Annotated in this window: 25 protein-coding genes; 13 read left to right on the top strand and 12 right to left on the bottom strand. The window is 71.2% G+C overall.

Annotated features, from left to right (window positions below; translation table 11 throughout):
• Positions 1 to 14: 14 nt before the first annotated feature.
• Together ACFVGS_RS15545 and ACFVGS_RS15550 are read right to left on the bottom strand one after the other, a co-directional pair.
• Positions 15 to 1,400: an aspartate aminotransferase family protein gene (locus ACFVGS_RS15545; protein WP_384421863.1), complete on the bottom strand. Its 1,386-nt coding sequence runs from the start codon at positions 1,398 to 1,400 to the stop codon at positions 15 to 17.
• Positions 1,385 to 1,876 carry an Lrp/AsnC family transcriptional regulator gene (locus ACFVGS_RS15550; protein ID WP_384421865.1) on the bottom strand — a complete coding sequence of 164 codons (492 nt, stop codon included), beginning with the start codon at positions 1,874 to 1,876 and terminating at the stop codon, positions 1,385 to 1,387. Before ACFVGS_RS15550 ends, ACFVGS_RS15545 begins: the two co-directional genes overlap by 16 nt.
• Before the next feature lie 206 nt (positions 1,877 to 2,082).
• On the opposite strand from ACFVGS_RS15550, the gene ACFVGS_RS15555 reads away from it, so the two are divergent.
• The 4 genes from ACFVGS_RS15555 (at position 2,083) to ACFVGS_RS15570 (ending at position 5,175) form a co-directional block, all read left to right on the top strand.
• Complete coding sequence (locus ACFVGS_RS15555) at positions 2,083 to 3,519, top strand: gamma-aminobutyraldehyde dehydrogenase (RefSeq protein ID WP_385692709.1); 1,437 nt, start codon at positions 2,083 to 2,085, stop codon at positions 3,517 to 3,519.
• Positions 3,520 to 3,615: 96 nt separating this feature from the next.
• Positions 3,616 to 4,011, top strand: coding sequence for a hypothetical protein (locus tag ACFVGS_RS15560; protein ID WP_384421742.1), 396 nt, complete (start codon positions 3,616 to 3,618; stop codon positions 4,009 to 4,011).
• 12 nt (positions 4,012 to 4,023) lie between these two features.
• Positions 4,024 to 4,581: an HXXEE domain-containing protein gene (locus ACFVGS_RS15565; RefSeq protein WP_385692710.1), complete on the top strand. Its 558-nt coding sequence runs from the start codon at positions 4,024 to 4,026 to the stop codon at positions 4,579 to 4,581.
• Between the two features lie 30 nt (positions 4,582 to 4,611).
• Entirely contained in the window at positions 4,612 to 5,175 is a 564-nt protein-coding gene (locus tag ACFVGS_RS15570) for a hypothetical protein (RefSeq protein ID WP_384421739.1), read from the top strand.
• Here the strand turns inward: ACFVGS_RS15570 and ACFVGS_RS15575 are convergent.
• From ACFVGS_RS15575 to ACFVGS_RS15600, 6 genes are all read right to left on the bottom strand, one after another.
• A complete protein-coding gene (locus ACFVGS_RS15575) occupies positions 5,141 to 6,328 on the bottom strand; it encodes a serine hydrolase domain-containing protein (RefSeq protein ID WP_385692711.1) in 1,188 nt (395 codons plus the stop codon). The two genes, ACFVGS_RS15570 and ACFVGS_RS15575, sit on opposite strands and share 35 nt — an antisense overlap.
• A 139-nt stretch (positions 6,329 to 6,467) precedes the next feature.
• Complete coding sequence (locus ACFVGS_RS15580) at positions 6,468 to 7,160, bottom strand: response regulator (protein WP_384421735.1); 693 nt, start codon at positions 7,158 to 7,160, stop codon at positions 6,468 to 6,470.
• Positions 7,157 to 8,287, bottom strand: coding sequence for a sensor histidine kinase (locus tag ACFVGS_RS15585; RefSeq protein ID WP_385692712.1), 1,131 nt, complete (start codon positions 8,285 to 8,287; stop codon positions 7,157 to 7,159). The genes ACFVGS_RS15580 and ACFVGS_RS15585 overlap by 4 nt, the downstream gene beginning before the upstream one ends.
• Positions 8,287 to 9,066, bottom strand: a complete 780-nt coding sequence (locus ACFVGS_RS15590) for an SAM-dependent methyltransferase (RefSeq protein ID WP_385692713.1) — start codon at positions 9,064 to 9,066, stop codon at positions 8,287 to 8,289. The genes ACFVGS_RS15585 and ACFVGS_RS15590 overlap by 1 nt, the downstream gene beginning before the upstream one ends.
• Entirely contained in the window at positions 9,063 to 9,752 is a 690-nt protein-coding gene (locus ACFVGS_RS15595; protein ID WP_384421730.1) for a glycerophosphodiester phosphodiesterase, read from the bottom strand. Before ACFVGS_RS15595 ends, ACFVGS_RS15590 begins: the two co-directional genes overlap by 4 nt.
• A gap of 19 nt (positions 9,753 to 9,771) precedes the next feature.
• Entirely contained in the window at positions 9,772 to 10,821 is a 1,050-nt protein-coding gene (locus ACFVGS_RS15600) for an adenosine deaminase (protein WP_385692714.1), read from the bottom strand.
• A gap of 51 nt (positions 10,822 to 10,872) precedes the next feature.
• Between ACFVGS_RS15600 and ACFVGS_RS15605 the strand changes: the two genes are divergently transcribed.
• Positions 10,873 to 11,523: a DUF4190 domain-containing protein gene (locus ACFVGS_RS15605; protein ID WP_384421727.1), complete on the top strand. Its 651-nt coding sequence runs from the start codon at positions 10,873 to 10,875 to the stop codon at positions 11,521 to 11,523.
• 98 nt (positions 11,524 to 11,621) lie between these two features.
• Here the strand turns inward: ACFVGS_RS15605 and ACFVGS_RS15610 are convergent, their stop codons facing one another.
• Entirely contained in the window at positions 11,622 to 12,167 is a 546-nt protein-coding gene (locus ACFVGS_RS15610; protein ID WP_385692715.1) for an NADAR family protein, read from the bottom strand.
• A 175-nt stretch (positions 12,168 to 12,342) separates the two neighbouring features.
• Here ACFVGS_RS15610 and ACFVGS_RS15615 point away from each other — a divergent pair, with 175 nt between their 5' ends.
• The 8 genes from ACFVGS_RS15615 to ACFVGS_RS15650 all read left to right on the top strand — a co-directional run bounded on the left by ACFVGS_RS15615 (position 12,343) and on the right by ACFVGS_RS15650 (position 22,056).
• Positions 12,343 to 13,857, top strand: a complete 1,515-nt coding sequence (locus ACFVGS_RS15615; protein WP_384421724.1) for a gamma-aminobutyraldehyde dehydrogenase — start codon at positions 12,343 to 12,345, stop codon at positions 13,855 to 13,857.
• Positions 13,858 to 13,907: 50 nt separating this feature from the next.
• A complete protein-coding gene (locus ACFVGS_RS15620) occupies positions 13,908 to 15,155 on the top strand; it encodes a PotD/PotF family extracellular solute-binding protein (RefSeq protein ID WP_385692716.1) in 1,248 nt (415 codons plus the stop codon).
• A gap of 40 nt (positions 15,156 to 15,195) precedes the next feature.
• Entirely contained in the window at positions 15,196 to 16,344 is a 1,149-nt protein-coding gene (locus tag ACFVGS_RS15625) for an ABC transporter ATP-binding protein (RefSeq protein WP_384421721.1), read from the top strand.
• Positions 16,341 to 17,267: an ABC transporter permease gene (locus tag ACFVGS_RS15630; protein WP_384421719.1), complete on the top strand. Its 927-nt coding sequence runs from the start codon at positions 16,341 to 16,343 to the stop codon at positions 17,265 to 17,267. Before ACFVGS_RS15625 ends, ACFVGS_RS15630 begins: the two co-directional genes overlap by 4 nt.
• Positions 17,267 to 18,061 (top strand): ABC transporter permease, encoded by a 795-nt coding sequence (locus ACFVGS_RS15635; protein WP_384421717.1) that lies wholly within the window; start codon positions 17,267 to 17,269, stop codon positions 18,059 to 18,061. Before ACFVGS_RS15630 ends, ACFVGS_RS15635 begins: the two co-directional genes overlap by 1 nt.
• Positions 18,062 to 18,115: 54 nt before the next feature.
• Positions 18,116 to 19,534 (top strand): NAD(P)/FAD-dependent oxidoreductase, encoded by a 1,419-nt coding sequence (locus ACFVGS_RS15640; RefSeq protein ID WP_384421715.1) that lies wholly within the window; start codon positions 18,116 to 18,118, stop codon positions 19,532 to 19,534.
• 131 nt (positions 19,535 to 19,665) lie between these two features.
• Positions 19,666 to 20,157 carry a hypothetical protein gene (locus ACFVGS_RS15645; RefSeq protein ID WP_384421712.1) on the top strand — a complete coding sequence of 164 codons (492 nt, stop codon included), beginning with the start codon at positions 19,666 to 19,668 and terminating at the stop codon, positions 20,155 to 20,157.
• A gap of 96 nt (positions 20,158 to 20,253) precedes the next feature.
• A complete protein-coding gene (locus ACFVGS_RS15650) occupies positions 20,254 to 22,056 on the top strand; it encodes a chitinase (protein WP_385692717.1) in 1,803 nt (600 codons plus the stop codon).
• On the opposite strand, the gene ACFVGS_RS15655 is transcribed toward ACFVGS_RS15650, so the two are convergent.
• From ACFVGS_RS15655 to gabT, 3 genes are all read right to left on the bottom strand, one after another.
• On the bottom strand, positions 22,041 to 22,703 hold the full coding sequence (locus ACFVGS_RS15655; RefSeq protein WP_385692718.1) for a hypothetical protein: 663 nt from the start codon (positions 22,701 to 22,703) through the stop codon (positions 22,041 to 22,043). The two genes, ACFVGS_RS15650 and ACFVGS_RS15655, sit on opposite strands and share 16 nt — an antisense overlap.
• The gene (locus ACFVGS_RS15660) at positions 22,700 to 23,179 is read right to left on the bottom strand and encodes a phosphatase PAP2 family protein (protein ID WP_385692719.1); all 480 of its coding nucleotides are present in this window, start codon (positions 23,177 to 23,179) and stop codon (positions 22,700 to 22,702) included. The genes ACFVGS_RS15655 and ACFVGS_RS15660 overlap by 4 nt, the downstream gene beginning before the upstream one ends.
• A gap of 397 nt (positions 23,180 to 23,576) precedes the next feature.
• Positions 23,577 to 24,911 (bottom strand): 4-aminobutyrate--2-oxoglutarate transaminase, encoded by a 1,335-nt coding sequence (gene gabT, locus ACFVGS_RS15665; protein ID WP_384421704.1) that lies wholly within the window; start codon positions 24,909 to 24,911, stop codon positions 23,577 to 23,579.
• Between the last annotated feature and the right edge of the window lie 630 nt (positions 24,912 to 25,541).

Consider the following 25,541-nt stretch of genomic DNA (forward strand, 5'->3'; position numbering starts at 1 on the left):
GGGGTGCCTCGGGATCAGAGCTTCGTCCACGCCTCGGTGAGGGTGGCGCGGAGGATCTGCTCGATCTCGTCGAACGTGGACTGGTCCGAGATCAGCGGCGGAGCCAGCTGGATGACCGGGTCGCCACGGTCGTCGGCGCGGCAGTACAGGCCGTTGTCGAACAGCGCCTTGGACAGGAAGCCGTACAGGACGCGCTCGGTCTCCTCCTCGTTGAAGGACTCCTTGGTGGCCTTGTCCTTGACGAGCTCGATGCCGTAGAAGAAGCCGTTGCCGCGGACGTCGCCGACGATCGGCAGGTCGTGCAGCTTCTGCAGCGTGGAGAGGAAGTTGCCCTCGTTGTCCAGCACGTGCTGGTTGAGCTTCTCCTTCTCGAAGATGTCGAGGTTGGCGAGGCCGACGGCCGCGGAGACCGGGTGGCCGCCGAAGGTGTAGCCGTGCAGGAAGGTGTTGTCGCCCTTGTAGAACGGCTCGGCGATGCGGTCGGAGACGATGCAGGCGCCGATCGGGGAGTAGCCCGAGGTCATGCCCTTCGCGCAGGTGATCATGTCCGGCACGTAGCCGAACTTGTCGCAGGCGAAGGTGGTGCCGAGGCGGCCGAAGGCGCAGATGACCTCGTCGGAGACGAGCAGCACGTCGTACTTGTCGCAGATCTCGCGGACCCGCTGGAAGTAGCCGGGCGGCGGCGGGAAGCAGCCGCCGGCGTTCTGCACCGGCTCGAGGAAGACGGCGGCGACGGTGTCGGGGCCCTCGAAGAGGATCTGCTGCTCGATCTGGTCGGCGGCCCAGCGGCCGAAGGCCTCCGGGTCGTCGCCGAAGATCGGCGCGCGGTAGATGTTGGTGTTCGGCACCTTGTGCGCACCGGGGACCAGCGGCTCGAAGGGGGCCTTCAGGCCGGGCAGGCCGGTGATGGACAGGGCGCCCTGCGGGGTGCCGTGGTAGGCGACCGCACGCGAGATGACCTTGTACTTGGTGGGCTTGCCGACCAGCTTGAAGTACTGCTTGGCGAGCTTCCACGCGGTCTCGACGGCCTCGCCGCCGCCGGTGGTGAAGAAGACCTTGTTGAGGTCGCCGGGGGCTTCGTTGGCGAGGCGCTCGGCGAGCTCGACTGCCTTGGGGTGGGCGTACGACCACACCGGGAAGAAGGCGAGCTCCTTGGCCTGCCGGGCGGCGGTCTCGGCGAGCTCGGTGCGGCCGTGACCGGCCTGCACCACGAAGAGGCCGGCGAGGCCGTCGAGGTACTTCCGTCCCTTGTCGTCCCAGATGTACGTGCCCTCACCGCGGACGATGGTGGGGACGGGGTTGTTCTCGTACGACGACATGCGGGTGAAGTGCATCCACAGGTGGTCGTAGGCGGACTTGGAGAGGTCGCGGGAGTTGCTCACGGCTATCGGGTTCCCCACATATAGGTCTGCTTCTTGAGCTTCAGGTAGACGAAGCTCTCGGTGGAGCGCACCCCGGGGAGGGTGCGGATGCGCTTGTTGATCACATCCAGGAGGTGGTCGTCGTCCTCGCAGACGATCTCCACCATGAGGTCGAAGGAGCCCGCGGTCATCACCACGTACTCGCACTCGGCCATGGCGGTCAGTGCGTCCGCGACCGGATCCAGGTCACCCTCGACGTTGATGCCGACCATCGCCTGGCGCCGGAAGCCCACGGTGAGCGGGTCCGTGACGGCGACGATCTGCATGACGCCCTGGTCGAGGAGCTTCTGGACGCGCTGCCGTACGGCGGCCTCGGAGAGGCCGACGGCCTTGCCGATGGCGGCGTAGGGGCGGCGTCCGTCCTGCTGGAGCTGCTCGATGATCGCCAGGGAGACGGCATCGATCGTCGGGGACGAACCGGTTCCGGTTCTTGGATGCGTGCTTTGACTGGCCACGACTTCACTGTGCACCGAACCTCGTCGGTCTGGCAAGCCCGGAGTGATGAAATTCGTTGTTCCCGGCTGTTGATCTCACTGAATCCGAAGTTGCGGGGGGTCGGGCCTGTTGAAAGCGTCGCTCGACCGACTAGGCTGAGGTGTCTCGCCCATCGGGACACCGCACGACGGAGTGCGGAGACAGAACGTGACAGGAGGGGTGGCAAGTGACCACCGAGCTGCGCCGGCTGCGCAACTACATCAACGGGGAGTTCCGGGACGCGGCTGACGGCCGCACGATCGACGTGATCAACCCGGCCACCGGTGAGGTGTACGCCACCTCCCCGCTGTCCGGCCAGGCCGACGTCGACGCCGCCATGGAGGCCGCCGCGGCCGCCTTCCCCGCCTGGCGGGACACCACGCCGTCCGAGCGCCAGAAGGTCCTCCTCAAGATCGCGGACGCCTTCGAGGAGCGCGCCGAGGACCTGATCGCCGCCGAGGTCGAGAACACCGGCAAGCCGGTCGTCCTCACCGCGAGCGAGGAGATCCCGCCGATGGTGGACCAGATCCGCTTCTTCGCGGGTGCCGCCCGGATGCTCGAGGGCAAGTCCGCCGGCGAGTACATGGAGGGCATGACCTCGATCATCCGCCGCGAGCCGGTGGGTGTGTGTGCCCAGGTGGCGCCGTGGAACTACCCGATGATGATGGCCGTGTGGAAGTTCGCCCCGGCCCTCGCCGCGGGCAACACGGTCGTCCTCAAGCCCTCGGACACCACCCCGGCGTCGACCGTCCTGATGGCCGAGATCATCGGTTCCATCGTTCCCAAGGGCGTCTTCAACGTCATCTGCGGCGACCGCGAGACCGGCCGCGCCATGGTCGAGCACTCCACCCCGGCGATGGCCTCCATCACCGGCTCCGTCCGTGCCGGCATGCAGGTCGCCGAGTCCGCGTCCAAGGACGTCAAGCGCGTCCACCTGGAGCTGGGTGGCAAGGCCCCGGTCGTGGTCTTCGAGGACACCGACATCGCCAAGGCCGTGGAGGACATCTCCGTCGCCGGCTTCTTCAACGCCGGCCAGGACTGTACGGCCGCCACCCGCGTGCTCGTGCACGAGTCCATCCACGACGAGTTCGTGGCCGCGCTGGCGAAGGCCGCGTCCGAGACCAAGACCGGTCAGCCGGACGACGAGGACGTGCTCTACGGCCCGCTGAACAACGCCAACCAGCTGAAGCAGGTCAGCGGCTTCATCGACCGCCTCCCGGCGCACGCCAAGGTCGAGGCCGGCGGCCACCGGGTCGGCGACAAGGGCTACTTCTACGCCCCGACCGTCGTCTCCGGCCTCAAGCAGGACGACGAGATCGTCCAGAACGAGGTCTTCGGCCCGGTCATCACGGTCCAGTCCTTCGCGGACGAGGCCCAGGCCGTCGAGTACGCCAACGGCGTCGAGTACGCCCTGGCCTCCTCCGTCTGGACGAAGGACCACGCGCGCGCCATGCGCATGTCCAAGGTCCTCGACTTCGGCTGCGTGTGGATCAACACGCACATCCCGCTGGTCGCCGAGATGCCGCACGGCGGCTACAAGAAGTCCGGCTACGGCAAGGACCTGTCGGCCTACGGCTTCGAGGACTACACGCGCATCAAGCACGTGATGACCTCCCTCGGCTGATCCCGGCATCCCGCGACGCGGCCCCGGCACCCCGATCGTCGCGATCGGCGGTGCCGGGGCCGCGCCCGTCGGGCCGACCCGTGAAGGGCGGACATCGTGAGCTTCGAAGTCTTCGTGACGCGGTTCGAGCACGGAGCGCCGGCACCGCTCGACCCGGCCGTCGTGCGGCAGGTGCTCGATCCGTACGTGGTGGCCCGGGACGCCGACGGGCAGGGGCTCTGCGTCGAGACCGACGACGGCGGCACGGCGGACGTCCGGGTCCACGCCGACGGCGTCACGTTCCACCGCTTCGGCGGCGCCGGGGTCATGGACCTGATCGCCGCGCTGATGCGGCGCCTGGAGGCCGTCCTGGTCGTCCCCGGCGGTCCCGTCGTCGTCCACCGGGAGGAGGACGGCGCGCAGATCACGCCGGAGTGGAGAGAGAGCAGCGGATGGCCGGTCGTCGTCGCGGCGGACGGCGCGGCGGTCGCACGGGCGATCGAAGAGGCGTGATAGGCCGTCCCCATGACGGATTCCACGATCAACTCGCTTGTCACGTACGGCCTGTTCGCCGCCTGGGCGCTGCACGACGCCGAGGAGGTGGTGTACGGGCCGCGCTGGATACGGGAGAATCTGCCGGAGCTCCGGGAACGCTTCCCGGACGCGCCGGAGGCGGTGTGGCGGGCGCTGGGCTCCGTCGACGAGCGGGAGTTCCGCGCCGCCGTGGGCGTGATGGCGGCGATCGTCGCGTCGGCCGCCGTCGCCGGACGGCGCTCGGGCGGCCGGTCCGCCTTCTACCAGGGCGCGTTGAACGGCTTCGGACTGCACGGGCTCGTGCATCTCGCGCAGGCCGCCGCCGTACGGGGCGTGACGCCCGGCTCGGTCACCTCGCCGCTGCTCGTCATCCCCTTCACCCTCTGGGCGCGCGGCCGGCTGCGCCGGGCCGGGGTGCTGCGTCCCACCCGCGGGCGGGACGTGGTGACCGGTCTGGTGCTCGCGGGCGGAGCCACGGCCCTCGCGCACACGGTGGCGCGCCGCCTCCTGCGCCGAGGTCCCGAGTCGGCACCGGACCCCTGTTTTTGAACGTGTTCATGGAAGGCGTACGCTGCCCCCATGAGCGACACGAACGGGCCCAGAGCCCTCCTCAAGCGCATCCGCGTCTGGCTGGTCGTCTTCATCGTCTGTCTGGTGCTCAGCGGGGCCACCGCGTTCCCGCTGGTCACCGAACTCCGTCTGCTCGACTCCGCGCTGGACACCTGGGCGGCCCCGGCGGCCGAGCTCCTCCCCGGCCTCGCCGAGTGGATCGACCGGGTCCGTACCGGCCTCGAGGGCGCCGACGCCGACGCGCCCTACCTCCTCTACGGCACCGACTGGCTGGCCTTCGCCCACCTCGTCATCGCCGTCGCCTTCTACGGGCCCTACCGCGACCCGGTCCGCAACATCTGGGTGATCGAGTTCGGCATGATCGCCTGCGTCGGGATCATTCCCCTCGCCCTGATCTGCGGACCGATCCGGGGCATCCCCTTCTGGTGGTCGGTGATCGACATGTCCTTCGGGGTCTTCGGGATCCTGCCGCTGCTCGTCGTACGACGGCTGATCAAGCGGCTGGAGGCGCTGGAGGCGCCGCAGGCCGCGCCGGCGCTCACCGCGACGGCAGACCGTACGTCGCCAGCATGAGGTCCATCGCCACCTTGTTCATGTCCTTCCCCTTGGCGTCCGTGGAGTTGACGCTGTAGACGAGGGTCCGCTCGCCGTGGCGGGTCGAGGCGATGGCGGCGTTGTAGCCCCAGCGGCCGCCCGTCTTGCCCCACACCTCGCGCCCGCCCAGCTTCTTCATGGACAGGCCCACGGAGTACGCGGCGGGGGCGCCCGTCGTGAGGTCCGGGACCCTGGGCAGCGTGAACATCTCCTCCAGGAGCGGTCCGCGCACCACCTCGCCCGCGAACAGGGCCCGGGTGAAGCGCTCCAGGTCGGCGGTGGTCGAGATCAGGTCGCCCGCCGCCCAGCCGTCCGTCACGCCCCAGACGGTGACGTCCCGCAGGCCGGTCGTGCCGTCGTCGAGCCGCATCCACTGGTAGCCGTGGTTGTGGCGGCCCTGGATCCGGGGGCTCGTGCCGGGGAGGTAGGTGTCGCGCAGTCCGAGCGGGCGCAGGATCCGGGCGGTCACCTGGTGCTCGTACGAGTCGCCCGTCACCCGCTCGACGATCAGCCCGGCGATCGTGTAGCCGATGTTCAGGTAGTGCTGCTTCTCGCCGGGCGCGAACTCGCGGGGCCGCGCCGTCGCCGAGCGGACCAGCTCGCGCGGGTCGTGCACGTCGAAGCGGCGCGCGTACCAGTCCTCGACCGTCTCGCCCGGCAGGCCCGCCGCCGGGATGCCGTGCGTGTGGTCGAGCAGCTGGCGGACGGTGACCCCGCCGTACGCGGCCGGGATCAGCTCCGGCAGATACGCGCGGGCCGGGCGGTCGAGGCCGACGCGGCCCTCGCTCGCCAGCTGGAGCACGACCGCCGCCGTGAACACCTTGGTCACCGAGCCCGCCCGGAACCGGGCGCCCGGCTCGGCCGGCCGGCCGCTCCTCAGGTCGTGCACGCCGGAGCTGCCCTGCCAGGAGCCCTCGGTTCCGCCGACCCGTACCAGCGCCGCCGTCGCGTCCTTCGAAGGGAGTCCCGCGATCGCCTTCTCCAGGGCCGTGTTCCCCGCCTCGGCCGTCGCGGCGGTCCCGTGCGGCGCCGTCGCGTGCGGCGCGCCGGCGGCGGTCGCCGGGAGGGCCGCCGGGCCCGCCACGCCCAGGACCAGGGCGGCGGCGAGCAGCGTGCGCGTGGTGTTCCTCATCGTTCAACTCCATGGGTGCGAGCCGTCGTTCTCGATGACTCACATCCTGCTGACCTGCGAGGATCCGCGGATCGCCCGCGACGGCGGTCTTCGCCCGACGCGTGACTCGCCCACGCGGGGGAGGAGCCCCGCCGGCGCCTCACCCGGCCGGGGGAGGACCGGCGGAGAAAGAACCGGCCGAGGAAGCGCCCGCCGTCACCAGGCCCGTCTCGTACGCGCAGATCACCGCCTGGATCCGGTCGCGCAGGCCCAGCTTGGCGAGCACGTTCCCCACGTGCGTCTTCACCGTGTGGTCGCTCACCACCAGTTCCGCGGCGATCTCCGCGTTCGACAGGCCCCGCGCGAGCAGCAGCAGCGTCTCCCGCTCGCGGGCGGTCAGCACCCCGAGGCGCGGATCGGTCCGGCGCGGACCGCCGGAGGTGTACTGCTCCACGAGCCGCCTCGCCACGGACGGCGCGAGCAGCGCCTCGCCCGCCGCGACCACTCGCACCGCGTGCACCAGGTCGTCCCGGCGCACGTCCTTCAGCAGGAAGCCGCTCGCGCCCGCGTGCAGCGCCTCGTACACGTACTCGTCCGCGTCGAAGGTCGTCAGCATCACCGTCCGGCAGGCCGACGCGGCGCTGATCGCCCGGCAGGCCTCGATGCCGTCCATCCGCGGCATCCGGATGTCGAGCAGCGCCACGTCCGGCGCGTGCCGGCGCACCGCCTCCACCGCCGCGGCGCCGTCGCCCGCCTCCGCGACCACCTCGATGTCGTCCTGGACGTCCAGGATCAGCGCGAAACCGCTGCGCACCAGCTCCTGGTCGTCCGCGACCACCACCCGGATCGTCATCCCGCCTCCACAGGGAGCACCGCCCGTACCTCGAATCCCCGGCCGTCCGGGCCCGGACCGGCCGACGCCGTGCCGCCGTGGGCCGCCACCCGCTCGCGCACCCCGGTCAGACCGTGGCCGCCGGAGCCGCCGGGCCGCGGCCCGCGTCCGTCGTCCGTCACCCGGACCTCCAGCTCGTCCGGCCCGTACCCGAGGCGCACCCACACCGCGCGGGCCTCCGCGTGCCGGACCACGTTCGTCAGCGCCTCCTGCACGATCCGGAACACGGTCGCGGCCGTCGCCTCCGGCAGCGGGCGCTCGGCGCCGTCCGTCGCGTACCGCACGTCGAGGCCGCCGCCCCGCACCCGCGCGAGCAGCTCCGGCAGCTCGCCGAGCCCGGGCTGCGGGGCGCGCGGCGCGGCGGACGGTTCGCCGTCCCGCAACACACCCAGCATCCGCCGCAGTTGGACCATCGCGTCGCGGCCCGTCGCAGAGATCGCCTCGAACGCGGCCTCCGCCCGCTCGGGCGCCGCCCGCACCGCCAGCGGACCCGCCTCCGCCTGGACCACCATCAGGCTCACCGCGTGCGACAGGATGTCGTGCATCTCCCGGGCGATCCGGGCCCGTTCGCGGGCCGTCGCCCGCTCCGCCTCCACCCGGTGCGCCCGCTGCCGGGCGTCCGTCAGCCGTCCGAAGGCGTAGGCGGCGCCGAACACGAAGAGCGAGAAGGTCAGTTCCCGCGCGGACCGCGTGTTGAGCCACACCGACACCGGCACGGCGACCAGCAGCAGCGCCCCCGCGACCAGCCGCTTCCACGGCGGCGAGAGCACCGCGATCGTGTACACGCTCACCAGGCCGGTGTAGGGCAGCGGCTGGCCCGGACCCTCCAGCGCCAACCGGTACAGCGCGCTCGCCGCCAGGATCGCGAGCAGCACCGCCATCGGCGCGCGCCGCCGCCACACCAGCGGGACCACGGTCAGCGTCGTCAGGCCGTACGCCGGCCAGGTCGCCGGCTCCAGTTCGGGCCCGCGCGGCACCACGAACGGCATGGTCATCGCCGCCTGGACGAGCAGCGCGAGCCCGATGTCCACCGCCCACGGATTGGCCGCGCCCCAGTCGCGCAGCCGCTGTATCCCCCCTCCGCGCATTACGGCTTGCGGCCCACCGCACCGAACTGCGCGACCTCGGCCGCCTCCGGCGCCCGCCAGCGCGCGCACGACACGATGCCCGGCTCCAGGAGGTCGAGCCCGTCGAGGAAGGAGGCGAACTCGGCGCGGCCGCGCGCCGTGATCGGCGGAGTGGCGTTGGCGTTCCAGAACTCCATCGCCGCCACGTTCGCCTCCCCGCCCAAGTCGGCGTCGTAGGTCGGGTGGGTCAGAGCGAGGTAGGACCCGGAGGGCACGGCGTCCATGACGGTGCGGACGATCGAGCGGGCCGTGGCGCCGTCGATGACGAAGTTGAGGATGCCCAGCATCAGCACCGCGACCGGCCGGGTGAAGTCCAGCGTTCCGGCCGCCGCCCGGATGATCCTCTCCGGGTCGTGCGCGTCCGCGTCCACGTACTCCGTGACGCCTTCGGGCGAGCTGGTGAGCAGCGCGCGGGCGTGCGTGAGGACGATCGGGTCGTTGTCGACGTAGACGATCCGGGACTCGGGGGCGACCCGCTGGGCCACCTCGTGGGTGTTGTCGGCCGTCGGCAGACCCGTACCGATGTCGAGGAACTGGCGTACCCCGGCCTCCGCGGCCAGGTACGTCACCGCCCGCCCCAGGAACGCGCGGTCCGCCCGCGCCACTTCGCCGATGCTCGGGTGGAAGGAGGTCACCTGGTCGCCGACGGCCCGGTCGACCGGGTAGTTGTCCTTGCCGCCCAGCCAGTAGTTCCACACGCGGGCGTTGTGGGCGATGTCGGTGCGGATCCTGTCGTTCATGCGCGGCCCTTTCGCAGCACGGCGGCCAGCGTGTCGATCCGATTGGTCGTGATCGAATCGACCCCGTTCCTGATCAGCTTACGCATGGTCCACGCCGTGTCCGGCGTCCACACCGACACCAGCAGGCCCGCCCGGTGCACCCGCTCCACCAGCTCCCGACTCGCCAGCCCGAAGCGGTAGTTGAGCCACTTCGGGCGTACCGCCTCGAGCAGCACGGGGCGCGGCGGCGCCAGCGTGTTCCAGGTCAGCGCGATCTCCGCGCCCGGGTCGGCGGCCCGCACGTGCAGCATCGCCGTGCCGCCCGCGCAGTAGTAGACCCGCTCGCCCGCCCCGCACTCGCGCACCGTGCCCACGATCGTGCGCACGGAACTCTCGTCGCCGCCCGGCAGATCCAGCATCAGGCGGTGCGGACCGGCCGCGATCAGGGCCTCCCGGAGGGTGGGCACGCCGTCTTCCGTGACCTCGCGCAGCTCCTCCAGCGTCATCGTGCCGAGCGGCCGGTCGAAGCCCCACAGCCGCTTGAGGGAGTCGTCGTGCAGCAGGACGGGCACGCCGTCCTCGGTCAGGCGCACGTCGACCTCCACCGCGTCCGCGCCCCGTTCCCACGCCGAGACGATCGAAGGGACGGTGTTCTCGCGGACGCGATAGGGGTCGCCGCGGTGGCCTACGACAGTGACGGGGTCCATGACCCCATTCTCCCGACGGTCACGCCGACAGCCACTGCTCCGTGTACGTGTCGATCTCCTGCACCAGGCGCGCCTTGCCCTCCTCGTCCAGGAACGAGGCCTCCACCGCGTTCTTCGCGAGCGCCGCCAGACCGCGCTCGTCCAGGCCGAGGAGACGGGCGGCCACCGCGTACTCGTTGTTCAGGTCCGTGCCGAACATCGGCGGGTCGTCGCTGTTGATGGTCACCAGCACCCCCGCGTCCACCATCCGCCGGATCGGGTGGTCCTCCAGGCGCTCCACCGCGCGCGTCGCGATGTTCGAGGTCGGGCACACCTCCAGCGCGATCCGGTGCTCCGCGAGGTGCTCGAGCAGCGCCGGGTCCTGCACCGAGCTGGTGCCGTGGCCGATGCGCTCCGCGCCCAGCTCGTTCAGGGCGTCCCAGACCGTCTCGGGGCCGGTGGTCTCGCCGGCGTGCGGGACGCTGTGCAGGCCCGCCGCCCGGGCGCGGTCGAAGTACGGCTTGAACTGCGGGCGCGGCACCCCGATCTCCGGGCCGCCGAGACCGAAGGAGACCAGGCCCTCCGGGCGCAGCTCGACCGCGAGGCGCGCGGTCTCCTCCGCCGCCTCCAGGCCCGCCTCGCCCGGGATGTCGAAGCACCAGCGCAGGATCACGCCGAGCTCGGCCTCGGCCGCCTTGCGGGCGTCCTCGATCGCCGCCATGAACGCGCGCTCGTCGATGCCGCGGCGCGTCGAGCTGTACGGGGTGATGGTCAGCTCCGCGTAGCGGATGTTCTGCCGGGCCATGTCCCGGGCGACCTCGTACGTGAGGAGCCGCACGTCCTCCGGGGTGCGGACCAGGTCCACGACGGACAGGTAGACCTCGATGAAGTGGGCGAAGTCCGTGAACGTGAAGTAGTCGGCGAGCGCGTCCGGGTCCGTCGGCACCTTGGAGTCCGGGTGCCGGGCGGCCAGCTCGGCGACGATGCGGGGCGAGGCGGAGCCGACGTGGTGGACGTGCAGCTCGGCCTTCGGAAGCCCCGCGATGAAGGAGTGAAGGTCGGTCATCGGGTCATCGTAGGCCGGAGACATCCCCCTGATGGCGTAGGTCGTAGCATGGCGTGACCACGATGGGGGAGGCCTATGTCCGACAACAACGACCAGCCCGCGGACCCGTGGGCTCCGCCCAACCATGACGGCGTCGAACTGAGCAAGGGGGCGGGCGGCGCCACCGGCGCGCCCGGTGCGGCGGCCCCGGCCACGCCGCCGGTGCACGACCAGCCGACGATGGCGTCCATGCCGGGCGCCGAGCTTCCACCGCCGCCGGCGGCGCCGGGGACGACCGGAGGGACGTTCGGCTACCCGACCGCGCCTCCCGTGTCGGCGAGCCCGACGCCCGGGTACGGCTACCCGGCGGCGCCGCCGGCCCCGTACCCCACGTACGGCGCCGGATACCCGCAGCCGGGATGGGGACCGCAGCCGTCGAACGGCCTCGGGATCGCCGCGATGGTGCTGGGCATCATCGCGGTCGCGGGCTTCTGCTTCTACGGGCTCGGCGCGATCCTGGGCATCCTGGCGCTGATCTTCGGCATCATCGGCCTGAAGAAGGCCAACCGCGGTGAGGCGACCAACCGGGGCATGGCGATCGCGGGCATCGTGCTCGGCTCGGTCGGCATCCTGGTGGGCGCGGCCTTCCTGAGCTTCATGATCTGGGCCATCGCGACGGACCAGGACCGCCGGGACGACAGCGACGACCCCTGGGAGACCAGCCTGGTCGTCGACGCGCGCCGCTGAGGCCCGTCCGGCGGATCAGCGCCGGACAGCCCTGGACACGCGGGAACGGGTGCGTGGGGGCCGCTCCTGTGCGGCCCCCGCTCCCGTTCGTCCGGTGCTCACCGGGACAACCGCTCCCGCGCCTCCATCAGCGCGAAGCCCAGCAGGTTCAGGCCCCGCCAGCGGTCGGGGTCACAGGCCCGCGGGTCGTCCGCCGCCAGGCCGATGCCCCAGACCCGGTCCAGCGGGCTGGCCTCCACGAGGACGCGGCCGCCCGTGCCGAGGAGATAGCCCCGCAGGGCGTCGTCGGACCCGAACTTGTGCACGCTGCCGGCCACGACGATCTCGAACCGCTTCCGCTGCCACGTCGACTCGTCGAAGCCGCGGACCAGCCGGCCCGCCGTCTTCGCCGCCCCCGGGGACTTCGCCGTCAGCGCCGCCCGCTCGGCCTCGGCGTCGCCGAAGAGCCGCGCCTTCTCCGCCATCATCCAGTGCTCGGCCGTCGCGTAGCGTACGCCGTCCACCTCGAAGGGTGACGGCCACCACTGGCTCAGACAGCTCGCCGAGAGCCGGCCGTCCGGGTGCGGGCGATGGCCCCAGAAGTGCAGCCATTTCACCCGATCGCCTCGTCTGACCTGCTGTTTCAACCGCTCGAGATCGCTCATGCATGCCACTGTTTCAGTTGCCACGGACAGTCCGTACGGCAATTTCCGGCCGTGCTCGACACTTGGTCGACCGATTCCGTCGCGTAACCAAAAGGCAACAACGGAATCACTTGTTGGACCTGTTTCCCTCTGTCAGGATCGGCACTCAACTCGAGCTGGAACAACGGAGAGCGTCATGGGCAACCGCTTCCAGGTGTCGGATCGCTTCGCGGACGGCGCGCAGTACATCGGGGGGCGGCTCCGCCCCGGGACCTCACAGGACGAGCACAGCGTCATCGATCCCGCGACCGGTAAGAGCATCCACACCTACCGGCTCGCGTCGGCCGCCGACGTGGACGAGGCCGTGGCCGCCGCCCGGGAGGCGTTCCCCGGCTGGTCGGGCGCCACGCCCGGCGAGCGCTCGGACGCCCTGCACCGGCTCGCCGGCGTGCTGGCCGAGCGCGCCGAGGAGTTCGCCCAGGCCGAGTCGCTGCAGTGCGGCAAGCCGATCAAGCTGACCCGTGAGTTCGACGTGCCGGGAACCGTGGACAACACGGCCTTCTTCGCCGGGGCCGCCCGTCACCTCCAGGGCCAGTCCGCGGGCGAGTACTCCGGTGACCACACTTCCTACGTACGGCGTGAGGCCGTGGGCGTCGTCGGATCGATCGCGCCCTGGAACTACCCGCTGCAGATGGCCGCCTGGAAGATCCTTCCGGCCGTGGCGGCGGGCAACACGATCGTCCTGAAGCCGGCCGAGCTGACGCCGCTGACCTCCCTGATGTTCGCGCAGGCGGCGACCGAGGCCGGAATCCCGGACGGCGTCGTCAACATCGTGACCGGCGCCGGACGGGTCGCGGGCGAACACCTGGTCGGGCACCCCGACGTGGCCATGACCTCCTTCACCGGGTCCACCGGTGTCGGCAAGCGGGTCGCCGAGATCGCCACGGCCACCGTCAAGCGGCTCCACCTGGAGCTGGGCGGCAAGGCCCCCTTCGTCGTCTTCGACGACGCGGACCTGGAAGCCGCCGCCCAGGGCGCCGTCGCCGCCTCGCTCATCAACAGCGGGCAGGACTGCACCGCGGCCACCCGGGCCTACGTCCAGCGCCCGCTGTTCGACGCCTTCGTCGCCCGGGTCGCCGAGCTCATGGAGACGGTACGGCTCGGGGACCCGTTCGACCCCTCGACCGACCTCGGGCCGCTCGTCAGCCACGCCCAGCGGGACCGCGTCGCCGGCTTCGTCGAGCGGGCCCGCGGCTACGCGACCGTCGTCACCGGAGGCGAAGCCCCTGGTGGCGAGCTCGAGGACGGCGCATACTACCGTCCCACCCTGATCACCGGAGCCGCGCAGGACAGCGAGGTCGTGCAGTCGGAGATCTTCGGGCCGGTCCTCGTGGCCCTGCCCTTCGACGGCGACGACGAAGGCATCCGGCTCGCCAACGACACCCCGTACGGGCTCGCCGCCTCCGCCTGGAGCCGTGACGTCTACCGGGCGAACCGGGCCACGCGCGAGATCAAGGCGGGATGCGTGTGGGTCAACGACCACATCCCGATCATCAGCGAGATGCCGCACGGGGGCTACAAGGCCTCGGGCTTCGGAAAGGACATGTCCGCGTACTCCTTCGAGGAGTACACGCAGGTGAAGCACGTGATGTACGACAACACGGCGGTGCCGGCCAAGGACTGGCACCGCACGATCTTCGGGGACCGATAGCAGACCAGCCGTCCGACCAGCGGCGAACCCATCCCGAAAGGGCACAGCGCATGGAGCAGTACCAGCCGGACAGCCTGTCCGCCGCTCAGATAGCGGCGATGCGGCGCAGCATGACGAGCGGCCGGGGCGCCCTCACCCGCCGTTCGGTGCTGCGCGCCGGAGGCGTCGGCGCGCTCACCGTCGGCGGCCTCGCGGGGCTGAGCGCCTGCGGCATCCCGCCGGCCAAGCGGGAGGGCCAGGGCCCGGCGTCCACGGACTTCTCGGCCAAGGAGAAGGTGCTCAGCTTCTCCAACTGGACCGAGTACATGGACGTCAGCGAGGACGAGAAGTCCCGCCCGACGCTGGAGGCGTTCACCAAACGGACCGGCATCAAGGTCAAGTACACCGAGGACATCAACGACAACGTCGAGTTCTTCGGCAAGATCAAGCCGCAGCTCGCGGCCGGCCAGGACACCGGCCGTGACCTGATCTGCGTGACCGACTGGCTCGCCGCCCGCATCATCCGGCTGGGCTGGGCGCAGAAGCTGGACCCGTCGCACCTGCCGAACGCGTACGCCAACCTGTCCCCGCAGTTCCGCCGGCCCGACTGGGACCCGGGCCGGGCCTACTCGTACCCCTGGACCGGCATCTCCACGGTCATCGCCTACAACTCCAAGGCGACCGGCGGCAAGAAGGTCGACTCCGTCACGCAGCTGCTCGACGACCCCGCGCTCAAGGGCCGGGTCGGCTTCCTGACGGAGATGCGGGACACGGTCGGCATGACGCTCCTCGACATGGGCAAGGACCCGGGCAAGTTCACCGACGCCGACTTCGACGCCGCGATCGGGCGGCTGCAGAAGGGCGTCGACAAGAAGCAGATCCGCCGCTTCACCGGCAACGACTACACGTCCGACCTGGACAAGGGCGACCTGGCGGCCTGTCTGGCGTGGGCCGGCGACGTGATCCAGCTCCAGGCCGACAACCCGGACATCAAGTTCGCCATCCCGTCCGCCGGCTACATCACGTCCAGCGACAACCTGCTCGTCCCGGCGAACTCCCGGCACAAGACCAACGCCGAGAAGCTCATCGACTACTACTACGAGCTCCCGGTGGCCGCGCAGCTCGCGGCGTACATCAACTACGTGTGCCCGGTCGACGGGGTGAAGGACGAGCTCGCCAAGATCGACCCCGAGCTCGCGAACAACACACTGATCCTCCCGGACAAGGCGATGGCCGCGAAGTCGCGCGCCTTCCGCTCGCTCAGCAGCGCGGAGGAGACGGCGTACGAGGAGAAGTTCGCCAAGCTCATCGGTGCCTGAGGCCGTCGTCCGTTCCTTCACGAATACCGGGATCCCATCCATGACTGACAAGACCACCGGCGGCGACGTCCGTCTCTCCGGCATCAGCAAGACCTACGGCTCCTTCACCGCCGTGCACCCGCTCGACCTGACGATCCCGCAGGGCTCGTTCTTCGCCCTGCTCGGCGCCTCCGGCTGCGGCAAGACGACCACGCTGCGGATGATCGCCGGCCTGGAGGACCCGACGACGGGCACCGTCTTCCTCGGCGACCGCGACGTCACCGACCTGCCGCCGTACAAGCGGCCGGTGAACACCGTCTTCCAGTCCTACGCGCTCTTCCCGCACATGGACATCTTCGAGAACATCGCCTTCGGTCTGCGCCGGCGCGGCATCAAGTCGGTGAAGTCGCAGGTCGACGAGATGATCGAACTCGTGCAGCTCGGCGAGCACGCCCACAAGAAGCCGCACCAGCTCTCCGGCGGCCAGCAGCAGCGCGTCGCCGTGGCCCGCGCGCTGATCAACCACCCGCAGGTGCTGCTGCTCGACGAGCCGCTCGGCGCCCTCGACCTCAAGCTGCGGCGCCAGATGCAGCTGGAGCTCAAGCGCATCCAGACCGAGGTGGGCATCACCTTCGTGCACGTCACCCACGACCAGGAGGAGGCCATGACCATGGCCGACCAGGTCGCGGTGATGAACGGCGGCCGGGTCGAGCAGCTGGGCGCGCCCGCCGACCTGTACGAGAACCCGCAGACCACCTTCGTCGCGAACTTCCTCGGCACCTCGAACCTGATCGAGGCCGAGGTCGTCGAGACCGGCGGCGACGTCCTCGTCACCGCCGGCGGCGGCAAGCTCCGCGTGCCCGGCGAGCGCTGTACCTCCGCCGTGCGCACGGGCGGCAAGGTGCTGGTCGGCGTGCGGCCCGAGAAGATCTCGCTGACGCACGCCGACGACGCCGGCGAGATCGCGGACGGCCGCAACCGGGTGACCGGGCGGATCGCCGACTCCTCGTTCATCGGCGTCTCCACCCAGTACGTGGTGAACTCGCCGGCCGGCGCGGAGCTCCAGGTGTACGAGCAGAACATCGAGAGGGACAGCCGTCTGGTGCCCGGTGCCGAGGTCGTCCTGCACTGGAACCCGGCCCACACCTTCGGCCTCGACGCGGCTCAGGACATCGACGCCGGTGTGGAGACGGTGGAGGACGCCGCATGAGCGCCACGTTGGTCAAGGAGACCCCGCCCATAGAGGAGCCGGTCCTCCGCAAGCCCTCCGCCCGCCGGCGGCTCGTGCCCTACTGGCTGCTGCTGCCCGGCATCGTGTGGCTGCTGGTGTTCTTCGCGCTGCCGATGGTCTACCAGGCCTCCACCTCGGTGCAGACCGGCTCCCTGGAGAAGGGCTTCGAGGTCACCTGGCACTTCCAGACCTACTGGGAGGCCTTCCAGGAGTACTGGCCGCAGTTCGTCCGCTCGCTGCTCTACGCGGGCACCGCGACGCTGCTGTGCCTGCTGCTCGGCTACCCGCTGGCCTACCTCATCGCCTTCAAGGCCGGGCGCTGGCGCAACCTGCTCCTGGTCCTCGTCATCGCGCCGTTCTTCACCAGCTTCCTCATCCGGACGCTGGCGTGGAAGACGATCCTCGCGGACGACAGCCTGGTGGTCGACGCGCTGAACACGCTGCACGTCCTCGACGTGACCAGCTGGCTCGGCTGGACCGAGGGCGAGCGGGTGCTCGCCACCCCGATGGCCGTCGTCGCCGGTCTCACGTACAACTTCCTGCCGTTCATGATCCTGCCGCTCTACACCTCCCTGGAGCGGATCGACGGCCGGCTGCACGAGGCCGCGCAGGACCTCTACGCCTCCCCGGCCACCACCTTCCGCAAGGTGACGTTCCCGCTGTCCATGCCGGGCGTCGTCTCCGGCACGCTGCTCACCTTCATCCCGGCGAGCGGCGACTACGTCAACGCCGAACTGCTCGGCTCCACCGACACCAAGATGGTCGGCAACGTCATCCAGTCGCAGTTCCTGCGCGTCCTGGACTACCCGACGGCCGCCGCCCTGTCGTTCATCCTCATGGCGGTCGTGCTGCTCATGGTCACCGTCTACATCCGCCGGGCGGGAACGGAGGACCTGGTCTGATGCAGTGGCTGCGGAAGAATCTCGTCGTCATCGCGGGCCTGCTCACGCTCGCGTACCTGATCCTGCCGAACGTCGTCGTCATGGCGTTCTCGTTCAACAAGCCGAACGGGCGCTTCAACTACGCGTGGCAGCAGTTCTCGCTCGACGCCTGGAAGGACCCCTGCGGCGTCGCCGACCTGTGCGAGTCGCTCACGCTCTCGCTCCAGCTCGCCGCGTGGGCCACGGTCGGCGCGGTCGTCCTCGGCACGATGATCGCCTTCGCGCTGGTCCGCTACCGCTTCCGGGCGCGCGGCGCGATCAACTCGCTGATCTTCCTGCCGATGGCGATGCCCGAGGTCGTCATGGCCGCCTCGCTGCTCACCCTGTTCCTCAACATGGGTGCGGAGCTGGGCTTCTGGACGGTCCTCATCGCCCACATCATGTTCTGTCTGTCGTTCGTCGTGACGGCGGTGAAGGCGCGCGTGATGTCCATGGACCCGCGCCTGGAGGAGGCGGCACGCGACCTGTACGCGGGCCCCGTGCAGACCTTCCTGAGGGTGACGCTGCCGATCGCCGCCCCCGGCATCGCGGCCGGCGCGCTGCTCGCCTTCGCGCTCTCGTTCGACGACTTCATCATCACCAACTTCAACGCGGGCTCCACCGTGACCTTCCCCATGTTCGTCTGGGGCTCGGCGCAGCGCGGAACCCCCGTCCAGATCAACGTCATCGGCACGGCGATGTTCGTCATCGCGGTGCTGGTGGTCGTGGCCGGGCAGATCATCACGAACCGGCGCAAGAAAACAGCAACAGCCTGACATCAGCGCCTGACCGGCGGCCGAGCCGGTCAGGCACCGAAGGAGTTGGAAACCATGGCCCCAGTCGCCATGCGTCTCGCTGCACAATCTCTCTCCGACGCCCAGCCCGTCCCCTTCTGGCTGGAAGACCCCGGCAAGCCCGGAGCCCTGCCCGCCCTCGCCGGCCCCGAGCGGTGCGACCTGCTCGTGGTGGGCGGCGGCTACAGCGGACTGTGGACCGCGCTCCTCGCCAAGGAGCGCGACCCCTCCCGGGATGTCGTACTGATCGAAGGCCGCGAGGTGGGCTGGGCCGCCTCGGGCCGCAACGGCGGCTTCTGCGCCGCCTCCCTCACCCACGGCTTCGGCAACGGCCTCGCCCGCTGGCCGGGCGAGCTGCCGAAGCTGGAGCGGATGGGCGAGCGGAACCTCGACGCCATCGAGGAGGCCGTCGCCCGCTACTCCCTCGACTGCGACTTCGAGCGCACCGGCGAGATCGACGTGGCCACCGAGCCCTACCAGGTCGACGAGCTGTACGAGTGGTACGAGGAGGCCGAGCGGCTCGGCCTGGCCGAGGGCCTCGAACTCCTGGACCGCGACGCGGTGCGCGCCGAGGTCGACTCGCCGACCTTCCTGGGCGGCCTGTGGGACCGCCGCGGGGTCGCGATGCTGCACCCGGCGAAGCTGGCGTGGGGCCTCAAGCGGGCCTGTCTCGGCCTGGGCGTGCGGATCTTCGAGAACACCCCGGCGCTCGACCTGGTGTCGGCGGGCGGCGGCATGGCCGTGCGCACCCCGTACGGCCGGGTCGCGGCCCGCCGGGTGGCGCTCGGCACCAATGTCTTCCCGTCGCTGGTCAAGCGGCTGCGGCACTACACCGTCCCGGTGTACGACTACGCGCTGATGACCGAGCCGCTGAGCCCCGAGCAGCTGGCGTCGGTGGGCTGGAAGAACCGTCAGGGCCTCGGCGACTCCGCCAACCAGTTCCACTACTTCCGGATCACCGCGGACCACCGCATCCTCTGGGGCGGTTACGACGCGGTCTACCGCTTCGGCGGCAAGGTGGCCGCCGAGATGGACCACCGCCCGGAGACGTACCTGAAGCTGGCCCAGCACTTCTTCACCTGCTTCCCGCAGCTGGAGGGCCTGCGCTTCAGCCATGCCTGGGGCGGGGCGATCGACACCTGCTCGCGCTTCTCGGCCTTCTTCGGCACGGCGCACCAGGGCAAGGTGGCGTACGCGCAGGGCTACACGGGTCTCGGCGTGGGGGCGACCCGGTTCGGCGCCGACGTGATGCTGGACCTGCTGGCGGGGGAGCGGACCGAGCGGACGGAGCTGCGGATGGTGCGCTCCAAGCCGCTGCCCTTCCCGCCGGAGCCGATCGCGTGGGCGGGCATCGGGATCACCAAGTGGTCGCTGGCCCGCGCGGACGAGAACGGCGGCCGGCGCAACCTCTGGCTGAAGACGATGGACCGGCTGGGTCTCGGCTTCGACAGCTGAGCACGAACGGCCCTGTGTGACCCAGATCACCATCGGTGGGTGGGGAACCCGCGTCATAGTCGCGGGGCGACCCTCTCTCTCCCTGTGGATCCCGCGACCCGCGGGTCCGCGAGGAGAGAGAGGGCTTTGCCATGACGGGAACGGGGACGGGTGCGGGTGCCGCGGAGGCCAGGGCCGTGGTGGAGTGGCTGGCCTCGGTCGCGCCGGATCCCGACGCCTGCCGCTGGGAGTGGGAGCGCAGTCCGCACGGGGTCGTGCTGCTGCCCGCCGGCCGGCGCTGGGACGTGCTGATCCTGCCGGCCGAGCTCGGGTATCCGACGCTCGACGTGCTGACGCGTCTGGTGGACCGGCCGGGGCCGGTCCTCGCCGACTTCGGCGACGCCCGGATGGGCTTCTTCGTGCCACCGGGCACCGCCGCCCGCTGGCTGGGCACCGGGGTGCGCACTGCGGGCGCCGGGACGTGGATCGTGGTGCCGTATCCGGGGCGGGCGACCGGCGGCACGCGCTGGCTGGTGGCGCCGGACGCGACCGGCACGCTCACCGACGCCTCGCTGCTCGAACTCGCGATGCACGAGGCGGCGGGCCAACTCGCCCGAGGTGAAGGGGGATCGGGGGGCCGCTGAGGCGTGCGGCGTCCGTACAGAGGTCTTGACCACTTGATTGGTCTGGACCATGCTGTGGCGCGCTCCACCTCGATTCCCCCACCCCCGGAGGCAGTTGTGGACCGCACCAGACCCCTGAACCTCCTGCTGGCAGGCGTGCTCGCCGCCGGCGGCATCGTGGCGCTCGCTCCCGTGGTCCACGCCGCCGACACCGAACTCGCCCGCAACGGCGGCTTCGAGTCCGGCCTCGACGGCTGGAGCTGCACGGCCGGCAGCGGGACCGTCGTCACGTCACCCGTGCACAGCGGGACGAAGGCCCTGCGGGCGACGCCGGCCGGCAGCGACAACGCCAGGTGCTCGCAGACCGTCACCGTCAGGCCGAACTCCACCTACACGCTGAGCGGCTGGGTCCGCGGCTCCTACGTCTACCTCGGCGCCTCCGGCACCGGCACCGGCGACGTCTCCGCCTGGACCCAGTCGGCCCCCGACTGGCAGAAGCTCGCCACCACCTTCACCACCGGCGCCTCCACCACCTCGCTCACCCTCTACACCCACGGCTGGTACGGCACCGGCGCGTACCACGCCGACGACCTGTCCCTGCTCGGCCCCGGCGGCGACCCCGTCCAGCCGCCCGCGACACCCACCGGACTCACGGCCGGCTCCCCGACCGCCACCGCCGTGACGCTCACCTGGCCCGCGGTCCCCGGCGCCACCTCGTACAAGGTCTACCGGGACGGCGTCCTCGTCGCCACCGTCACCGGCACGTCGTACACCGCCGCCGGCCTCGCGCCCGGCACCTCGTACGGCTTCCAGGTCTCCGCCGCCAACAGCGCGGGCGAGTCCGCGAAGTCCGCCACCGTGTCCGTCACCACCACGTCGGGAGGCGGCACCCCGGGCGGCGACCTGCCCGCCCACGCCCTCGTCGGCTACCTCCACACCAGCTTCGCCAACGGCTCCGGCTACACCCGCATGGCCGACGTCCCCGACTCCTGGGACGTCATCAACCTCGCCTTCGGCGAGCCGACCTCGGTCACCTCCGGCGACATCCGCTTCAGCCTCTGCCCGGCCACCGAATGCCCGAACGTCGAGTCCCCCGCCGACTTCAAGGCCGCCGTCAAGGCCAAGCAGGCCGCCGGCAAGAAGGTCCTCATCTCCATCGGCGGCCAGAACGGCCAGGTCCAGCTCTCCACCACGGCCGCCCGCGACACCTTCGTCACGTCCGTCTCGAAGATCATCGACGAGTACGGCCTCGACGGCCTCGACATCGACTTCGAGGGCCACTCGCTCTCGCTGCAGACCGGCGACACCGACTTCCGCAACCCGACCAGCCCGGTCATCGTGAACCTGATCCAGGCCGTCAGGACCCTCAAGGCGAAGTACGGCGCGAAGTTCGTGCTCACCATGGCCCCGGAGACCTTCTTCGTCCAGCTCGGCTACCAGTACTACGGCTCCGGCCCCTGGGGCGGCCAGGACCCGCGCGCCGGCGCCTACCTCCCCGTCATCCACGCCCTGCGCGACGACCTCACCCTGCTGCACGTCCAGGACTACAACTCGGGCTCCGTCATGGGCCTGGACAACCAGTACCACTCCATGGGCGGCGCGGACTTCCACATCGCCATGACGGACATGCTGCTCACCGGCTTCCCGGTCGCCGGCAACACCGACCGCGTCTTCCCGGCCCTGCGGCCCGACCAGGTCGCCATCGGCCTCCCCGCCTCCACCCAGGCCGGCAACGGCCACACCACCCCCGCCGAGGTGAACAAGGCCCTGAACTGCCTGACGAGGAAGACCGACTGCGGCACCTACCAGACCCACGGCACCTGGCCCGGCCTGCGCGGCCTGATGACCTGGTCGGTCAACTGGGACCGCTACAACGGCTGGGAGTTCAGCCGGAACTTCGACGCCTACCGCTGGAGCTGACCCGCCTCGGGCCCCCGCTCCAGCGCCGTCCGCCGCAGCGCCCGGACCATCGCCGGAAGGTCCGGGTCGCCGCGGTCCTCCGCGACGACGTGCGCCGCCAGCAGTTCCGGCGTCAGCCGCCGCTCCTCGGCGGCCGCCATCAGGATCTCCGCCGCGGGCCGGTCGTACGCCACCAGGTCCGCCAGCAGGCCCAGCGCCTCGCCCCGGTCCACGAACCGGCTCATCCCGCAGTCGAGTCCGTCGTCGTCCAGGTCCCCGGGGTACGGCGCCCGGCCCCAGGCGCCGGTCTCGTACCAGTAGACACAGCCCAGTTCGTTGCCCGAGAGCCGGTCGCGCAGCTCCTCGTACGGCAGCCAGCCGGGTCCGCCCGCCAGCATGTCGACCGGCGGCTCGTACCACTTGCAGCCGCTCGACTCGTCCTCGCCGTACAGCACGTAACGGCCCTCGCCCATCGGGGAGAACGTCCACCAGGTGCAGCCGCAGTCGTCGAGGTGCAGTCCCTCGTCGTCGATCCAGACGCCGGTCCGGTGGACCCCTTCCCCCTCCTTCGCGGTGGTCGCCCGGACCACCGCGTTCAGGGCCCAGCGCGCCCACAGGAGTTCCGGGTCGGGCAGGTCGGCCGGCAGTCCGGGCCGGTGGATCGTCACGGGTGCTCCGGTTCTTCCGTTCGGATGCGGGCAGCGCGACCGTACCGCGCCGCGCACACCGGCCAGCGCAGCAGGGGCAGGCACAGCGCGACGGACGCCAGCACGTCCAGCGGCCAGTGGAAGCCGCGCAGCACGAGACCGGCGGCGGTGACGGCGGTCAGCAGGACGGCCACGGGCAGCAGGCGTCGCGACACCAGGAAGGCCGCGCCGCAGTACGCCACCATCGCCGTCGCCGTGTGGCCCGAGGGGAAGTAGCCGGCGGCCCAGGGCTCCAGCGGGCCGGGACGGGCCGTCCAGATCTTGAGGGGGACGACCAGGAGCGGGACCAGGGCCATCGCCAGGCCCGCGTACAGCGCGGCGGCGCGCCGGCCGCGCCAGGCGGCGTACGCCATGGCGCAGCCGAGGACCGGGAGGGCGACGGTCATGTTGCCGAGGTCCGAGGCGGCTTCGCCGAGGCCGCGCGGGACGGTGTCCACCAGGGCGCGGGAGAGGCTCTCGTCGAGTCTGGCCAGCGGGCCGTGGACGAGGACCTGCCAGGTGATGAGGGAGAAGGCGACGATCGCCCAGAAGACAGCCGGCCGCCCCGGAACAGGGGGGGTGGTTCCGGGGCGGTCGCCTGGACCGGGCTGCCGCGCGCCCCGGGGGGTGTGGGGCGGGCGGCCATCCGATCGGTGAGGAGTTCCGGAGCCCAGGGCTCCAGTGGTGTGCGCGAAGGCACGGTGCGGGCGGGGCTGGGGAGGCTCCGCCCTGGGTGTTTCTCTCATCTGCAGAAACCGTACGGCACGAAAGAGGGGACCGACAGCCGGATCTCCATCCCGCCATCGGCCCCCCACAGCTTCTTCACACAGGGTGTCAGAAGTCGCCTTCCGGCCGTCAGATCTGGGCGAGCGCCGCCTCGATGACGTCCAGGCCCTCGTTCAGCAGGTCCTCGCCGATGACCAGCGGCGGCAGGAAGCGCAGCACGTTGCCGTAGGTGCCACAGGTGAGGACCAGGACGCCCTCGTTGTGGCAGTACTTGGCGAGCGCGGCGGCCGCCTCGGCGAACGGCTCCTTGGTCGCCGGGTCCTTGACCAGCTCGATCGCGATCATGGCGCCGCGGCCGCGGATGTCACCGATGACCGGGAACTTCTCCTGCATCGCGGTGAGGCGGCCCTTCATGACCTCCTCGATGCGCTTGGCCTTGCCGTTGAGGTCGAGCTCCTTCATGGTCTCGATGGCGCCCAGCGCACCGGCGCACGCGACCGGGTTGCCGCCGTAGGTGCCGCCGAGGCCGCCACCGTGCACGGAGTCCATGATCTCGGCGCGGCCGGTCACGGCGGCGAGCGGCAGACCGCCCGCGATGCCCTTGGCGGTGGTGATGAGGTCCGGGACGATGCCCTCGTCCTCGCAGGCGAACCACTGGCCGGTACGGCAGAAGCCGGCCTGGATCTCGTCCGCGACGAAGACGATGCCGTTGTCGTTGGCGAACTTCACGATCGCCGGCAGGAAGCCCTTGGCCGGCTCGATGAAGCCGCCCTCGCCGAGCACCGGCTCGATGACGATCGCGGCGACGTTCTCGGCGCCGATCTGCTTGGTGATGTTGTCGATCGCCTGGGCGGCGGCCTCGGGGCCGCAGTTCTCCGGGCCGGTGGGCCAGCGGTAGCCGTAGGCGACCGGCACGCGGTAGACCTCGGGCGCGAACGGGCCGAAGCCCTGCTTGTACGGCATGTTCTTCGCCGTCATGCCCATGGTGAGGTTGGTACGGCCGTGGTAGCCGTGGTCGAAGACGACGACGGCCTGGCGCTTGGTGTACGAGCGGGCGATCTTGACCGCGTTCTCCACCGCCTCGGCGCCCGAGTTGAACAGCGCCGACTTCTTCGCGTGGTCGCCCGGGGTCAGCTCGGCCAGCGCCTCGCAGACCTCCACGTAACCCTCGTACGGCGTCACCATGAAACAGGTGTGGGTGAAGTCCTGGAGCTGCGCGGAGGCGCGGCGCACCACGGCCTCGGCGGAGGCGCCCACGGAGGTCACGGCGATGCCGGAACCGAAGTCGATCAGCAGGTTGCCGTCGACGTCCTCGATGATGCCGCCGCCGGCCCGCTTGGTGAACACCGGCAGCGTGGAGCCCACGCCACCGGCGACCGCGTCGAGACGGCGGGCCTGAAGCTCCTGCGACTTCGGGCCGGGGATGGCGGTGACGACGCGCCGCTCCTGCGGGACAGCGTTCATGCGGGGCTCCTGGGGGTGTTCTGGACGCACTTGCGGGTTTCCTCCGCAGGCTAGGCGCGGGGGAGGGGGTCGGGCATGCGCCGATCGGGAGTGTTGGGGGGTGTGTCGTTGTCCGCGGTGGACATGGCGAGGGTGGTGGGGCGGACCTGCGCGGCCGTGGGGCGGTGCGGCGTGCTTCTCGGTGGCCCCGGGCCGTACGGGTGGGCGAATCCCTGCCGGGGAGGCCCCGGCCCACTAGATTGACGGTGGCACAGTTGCGGCGACCTGGCTGGTCAGGGGGCAGGGGTTCATGGAGACCGACGGTACGTACGAGTCGAGCGACACCCGGGGAGCCGAGGTGCCCCGACCGGCGACACCGCCGGGCGAAGCCCCGGCCGGCCCGCCTGCCCCGGCCGCGCCTCCCGCCCCGGCCGCCCCGGTCGGCCCTCTTGCCCCTGCCGCGCCTCCCGCCCCTGCCGCGCCTCCCGCCCCTGCCGCGCCTCCCGCCCCTGCCGCGCCTCCCGGGTCGCCGGGCCCCGCCGTGCCGCCGGGGAAGGCCGCGGCAGCCGTGCCGCCCGTGCCGTCCACACCGCCCGCTCCGTCCGGCGTGCCCGCCGTGCCGCTGGCCGCGCCGTCCGCGCCGTCCGCCGA

This window comes from Streptomyces sp. NPDC127114, from assembly GCF_042677525.1.
In the GTDB taxonomy this organism is placed as follows: Bacteria; Actinomycetota; Actinomycetes; order Streptomycetales; family Streptomycetaceae; genus Streptomyces.

Bases quoted from the DNA above. Each gene is read 5' to 3' on its own strand.
- ACFVGS_RS15570 (WP_384421739.1), top strand. From the start codon at position 4,612: ATGAGCGACACGAACGGGCCCAGAGCCCTCCTCAAGCGCATCCGCGTC.
- ACFVGS_RS15645 (WP_384421712.1), top strand. From the start codon at position 19,666: ATGACGGGAACGGGGACGGGTGCGGGTGCCGCGGAGGCCAGGGCCGTG.
- ACFVGS_RS15585 (WP_385692712.1), bottom strand. From the start codon at position 8,287: ATGCGCGGAGGGGGGATACAGCGGCTGCGCGACTGGGGCGCGGCCAAT.
- ACFVGS_RS15615 (WP_384421724.1), top strand. From the start codon at position 12,343: ATGGGCAACCGCTTCCAGGTGTCGGATCGCTTCGCGGACGGCGCGCAG.
- ACFVGS_RS15580 (WP_384421735.1), bottom strand. From the start codon at position 7,160: ATGACGATCCGGGTGGTGGTCGCGGACGACCAGGAGCTGGTGCGCAGC.
- ACFVGS_RS15610 (WP_385692715.1), bottom strand. From the start codon at position 12,167: ATGAGCGATCTCGAGCGGTTGAAACAGCAGGTCAGACGAGGCGATCGG.
- ACFVGS_RS15625 (WP_384421721.1), top strand. From the start codon at position 15,196: ATGACTGACAAGACCACCGGCGGCGACGTCCGTCTCTCCGGCATCAGC.
- ACFVGS_RS15620 (WP_385692716.1), top strand. From the start codon at position 13,908: ATGGAGCAGTACCAGCCGGACAGCCTGTCCGCCGCTCAGATAGCGGCG.
- ACFVGS_RS15595 (WP_384421730.1), bottom strand. From the start codon at position 9,752: ATGGACCCCGTCACTGTCGTAGGCCACCGCGGCGACCCCTATCGCGTC.
- gabT (WP_384421704.1), bottom strand. From the start codon at position 24,911: ATGAACGCTGTCCCGCAGGAGCGGCGCGTCGTCACCGCCATCCCCGGC.
- ACFVGS_RS15640 (WP_384421715.1), top strand. From the start codon at position 18,116: ATGGCCCCAGTCGCCATGCGTCTCGCTGCACAATCTCTCTCCGACGCC.
- ACFVGS_RS15565 (WP_385692710.1), top strand. From the start codon at position 4,024: ATGACGGATTCCACGATCAACTCGCTTGTCACGTACGGCCTGTTCGCC.
- ACFVGS_RS15575 (WP_385692711.1), bottom strand. From the start codon at position 6,328: ATGAGGAACACCACGCGCACGCTGCTCGCCGCCGCCCTGGTCCTGGGC.
- ACFVGS_RS15630 (WP_384421719.1), top strand. From the start codon at position 16,341: ATGAGCGCCACGTTGGTCAAGGAGACCCCGCCCATAGAGGAGCCGGTC.
- ACFVGS_RS15590 (WP_385692713.1), bottom strand. From the start codon at position 9,066: ATGAACGACAGGATCCGCACCGACATCGCCCACAACGCCCGCGTGTGG.
- ACFVGS_RS15600 (WP_385692714.1), bottom strand. From the start codon at position 10,821: ATGTCTCCGGCCTACGATGACCCGATGACCGACCTTCACTCCTTCATC.
- ACFVGS_RS15635 (WP_384421717.1), top strand. From the start codon at position 17,267: ATGCAGTGGCTGCGGAAGAATCTCGTCGTCATCGCGGGCCTGCTCACG.
- ACFVGS_RS15605 (WP_384421727.1), top strand. From the start codon at position 10,873: ATGTCCGACAACAACGACCAGCCCGCGGACCCGTGGGCTCCGCCCAAC.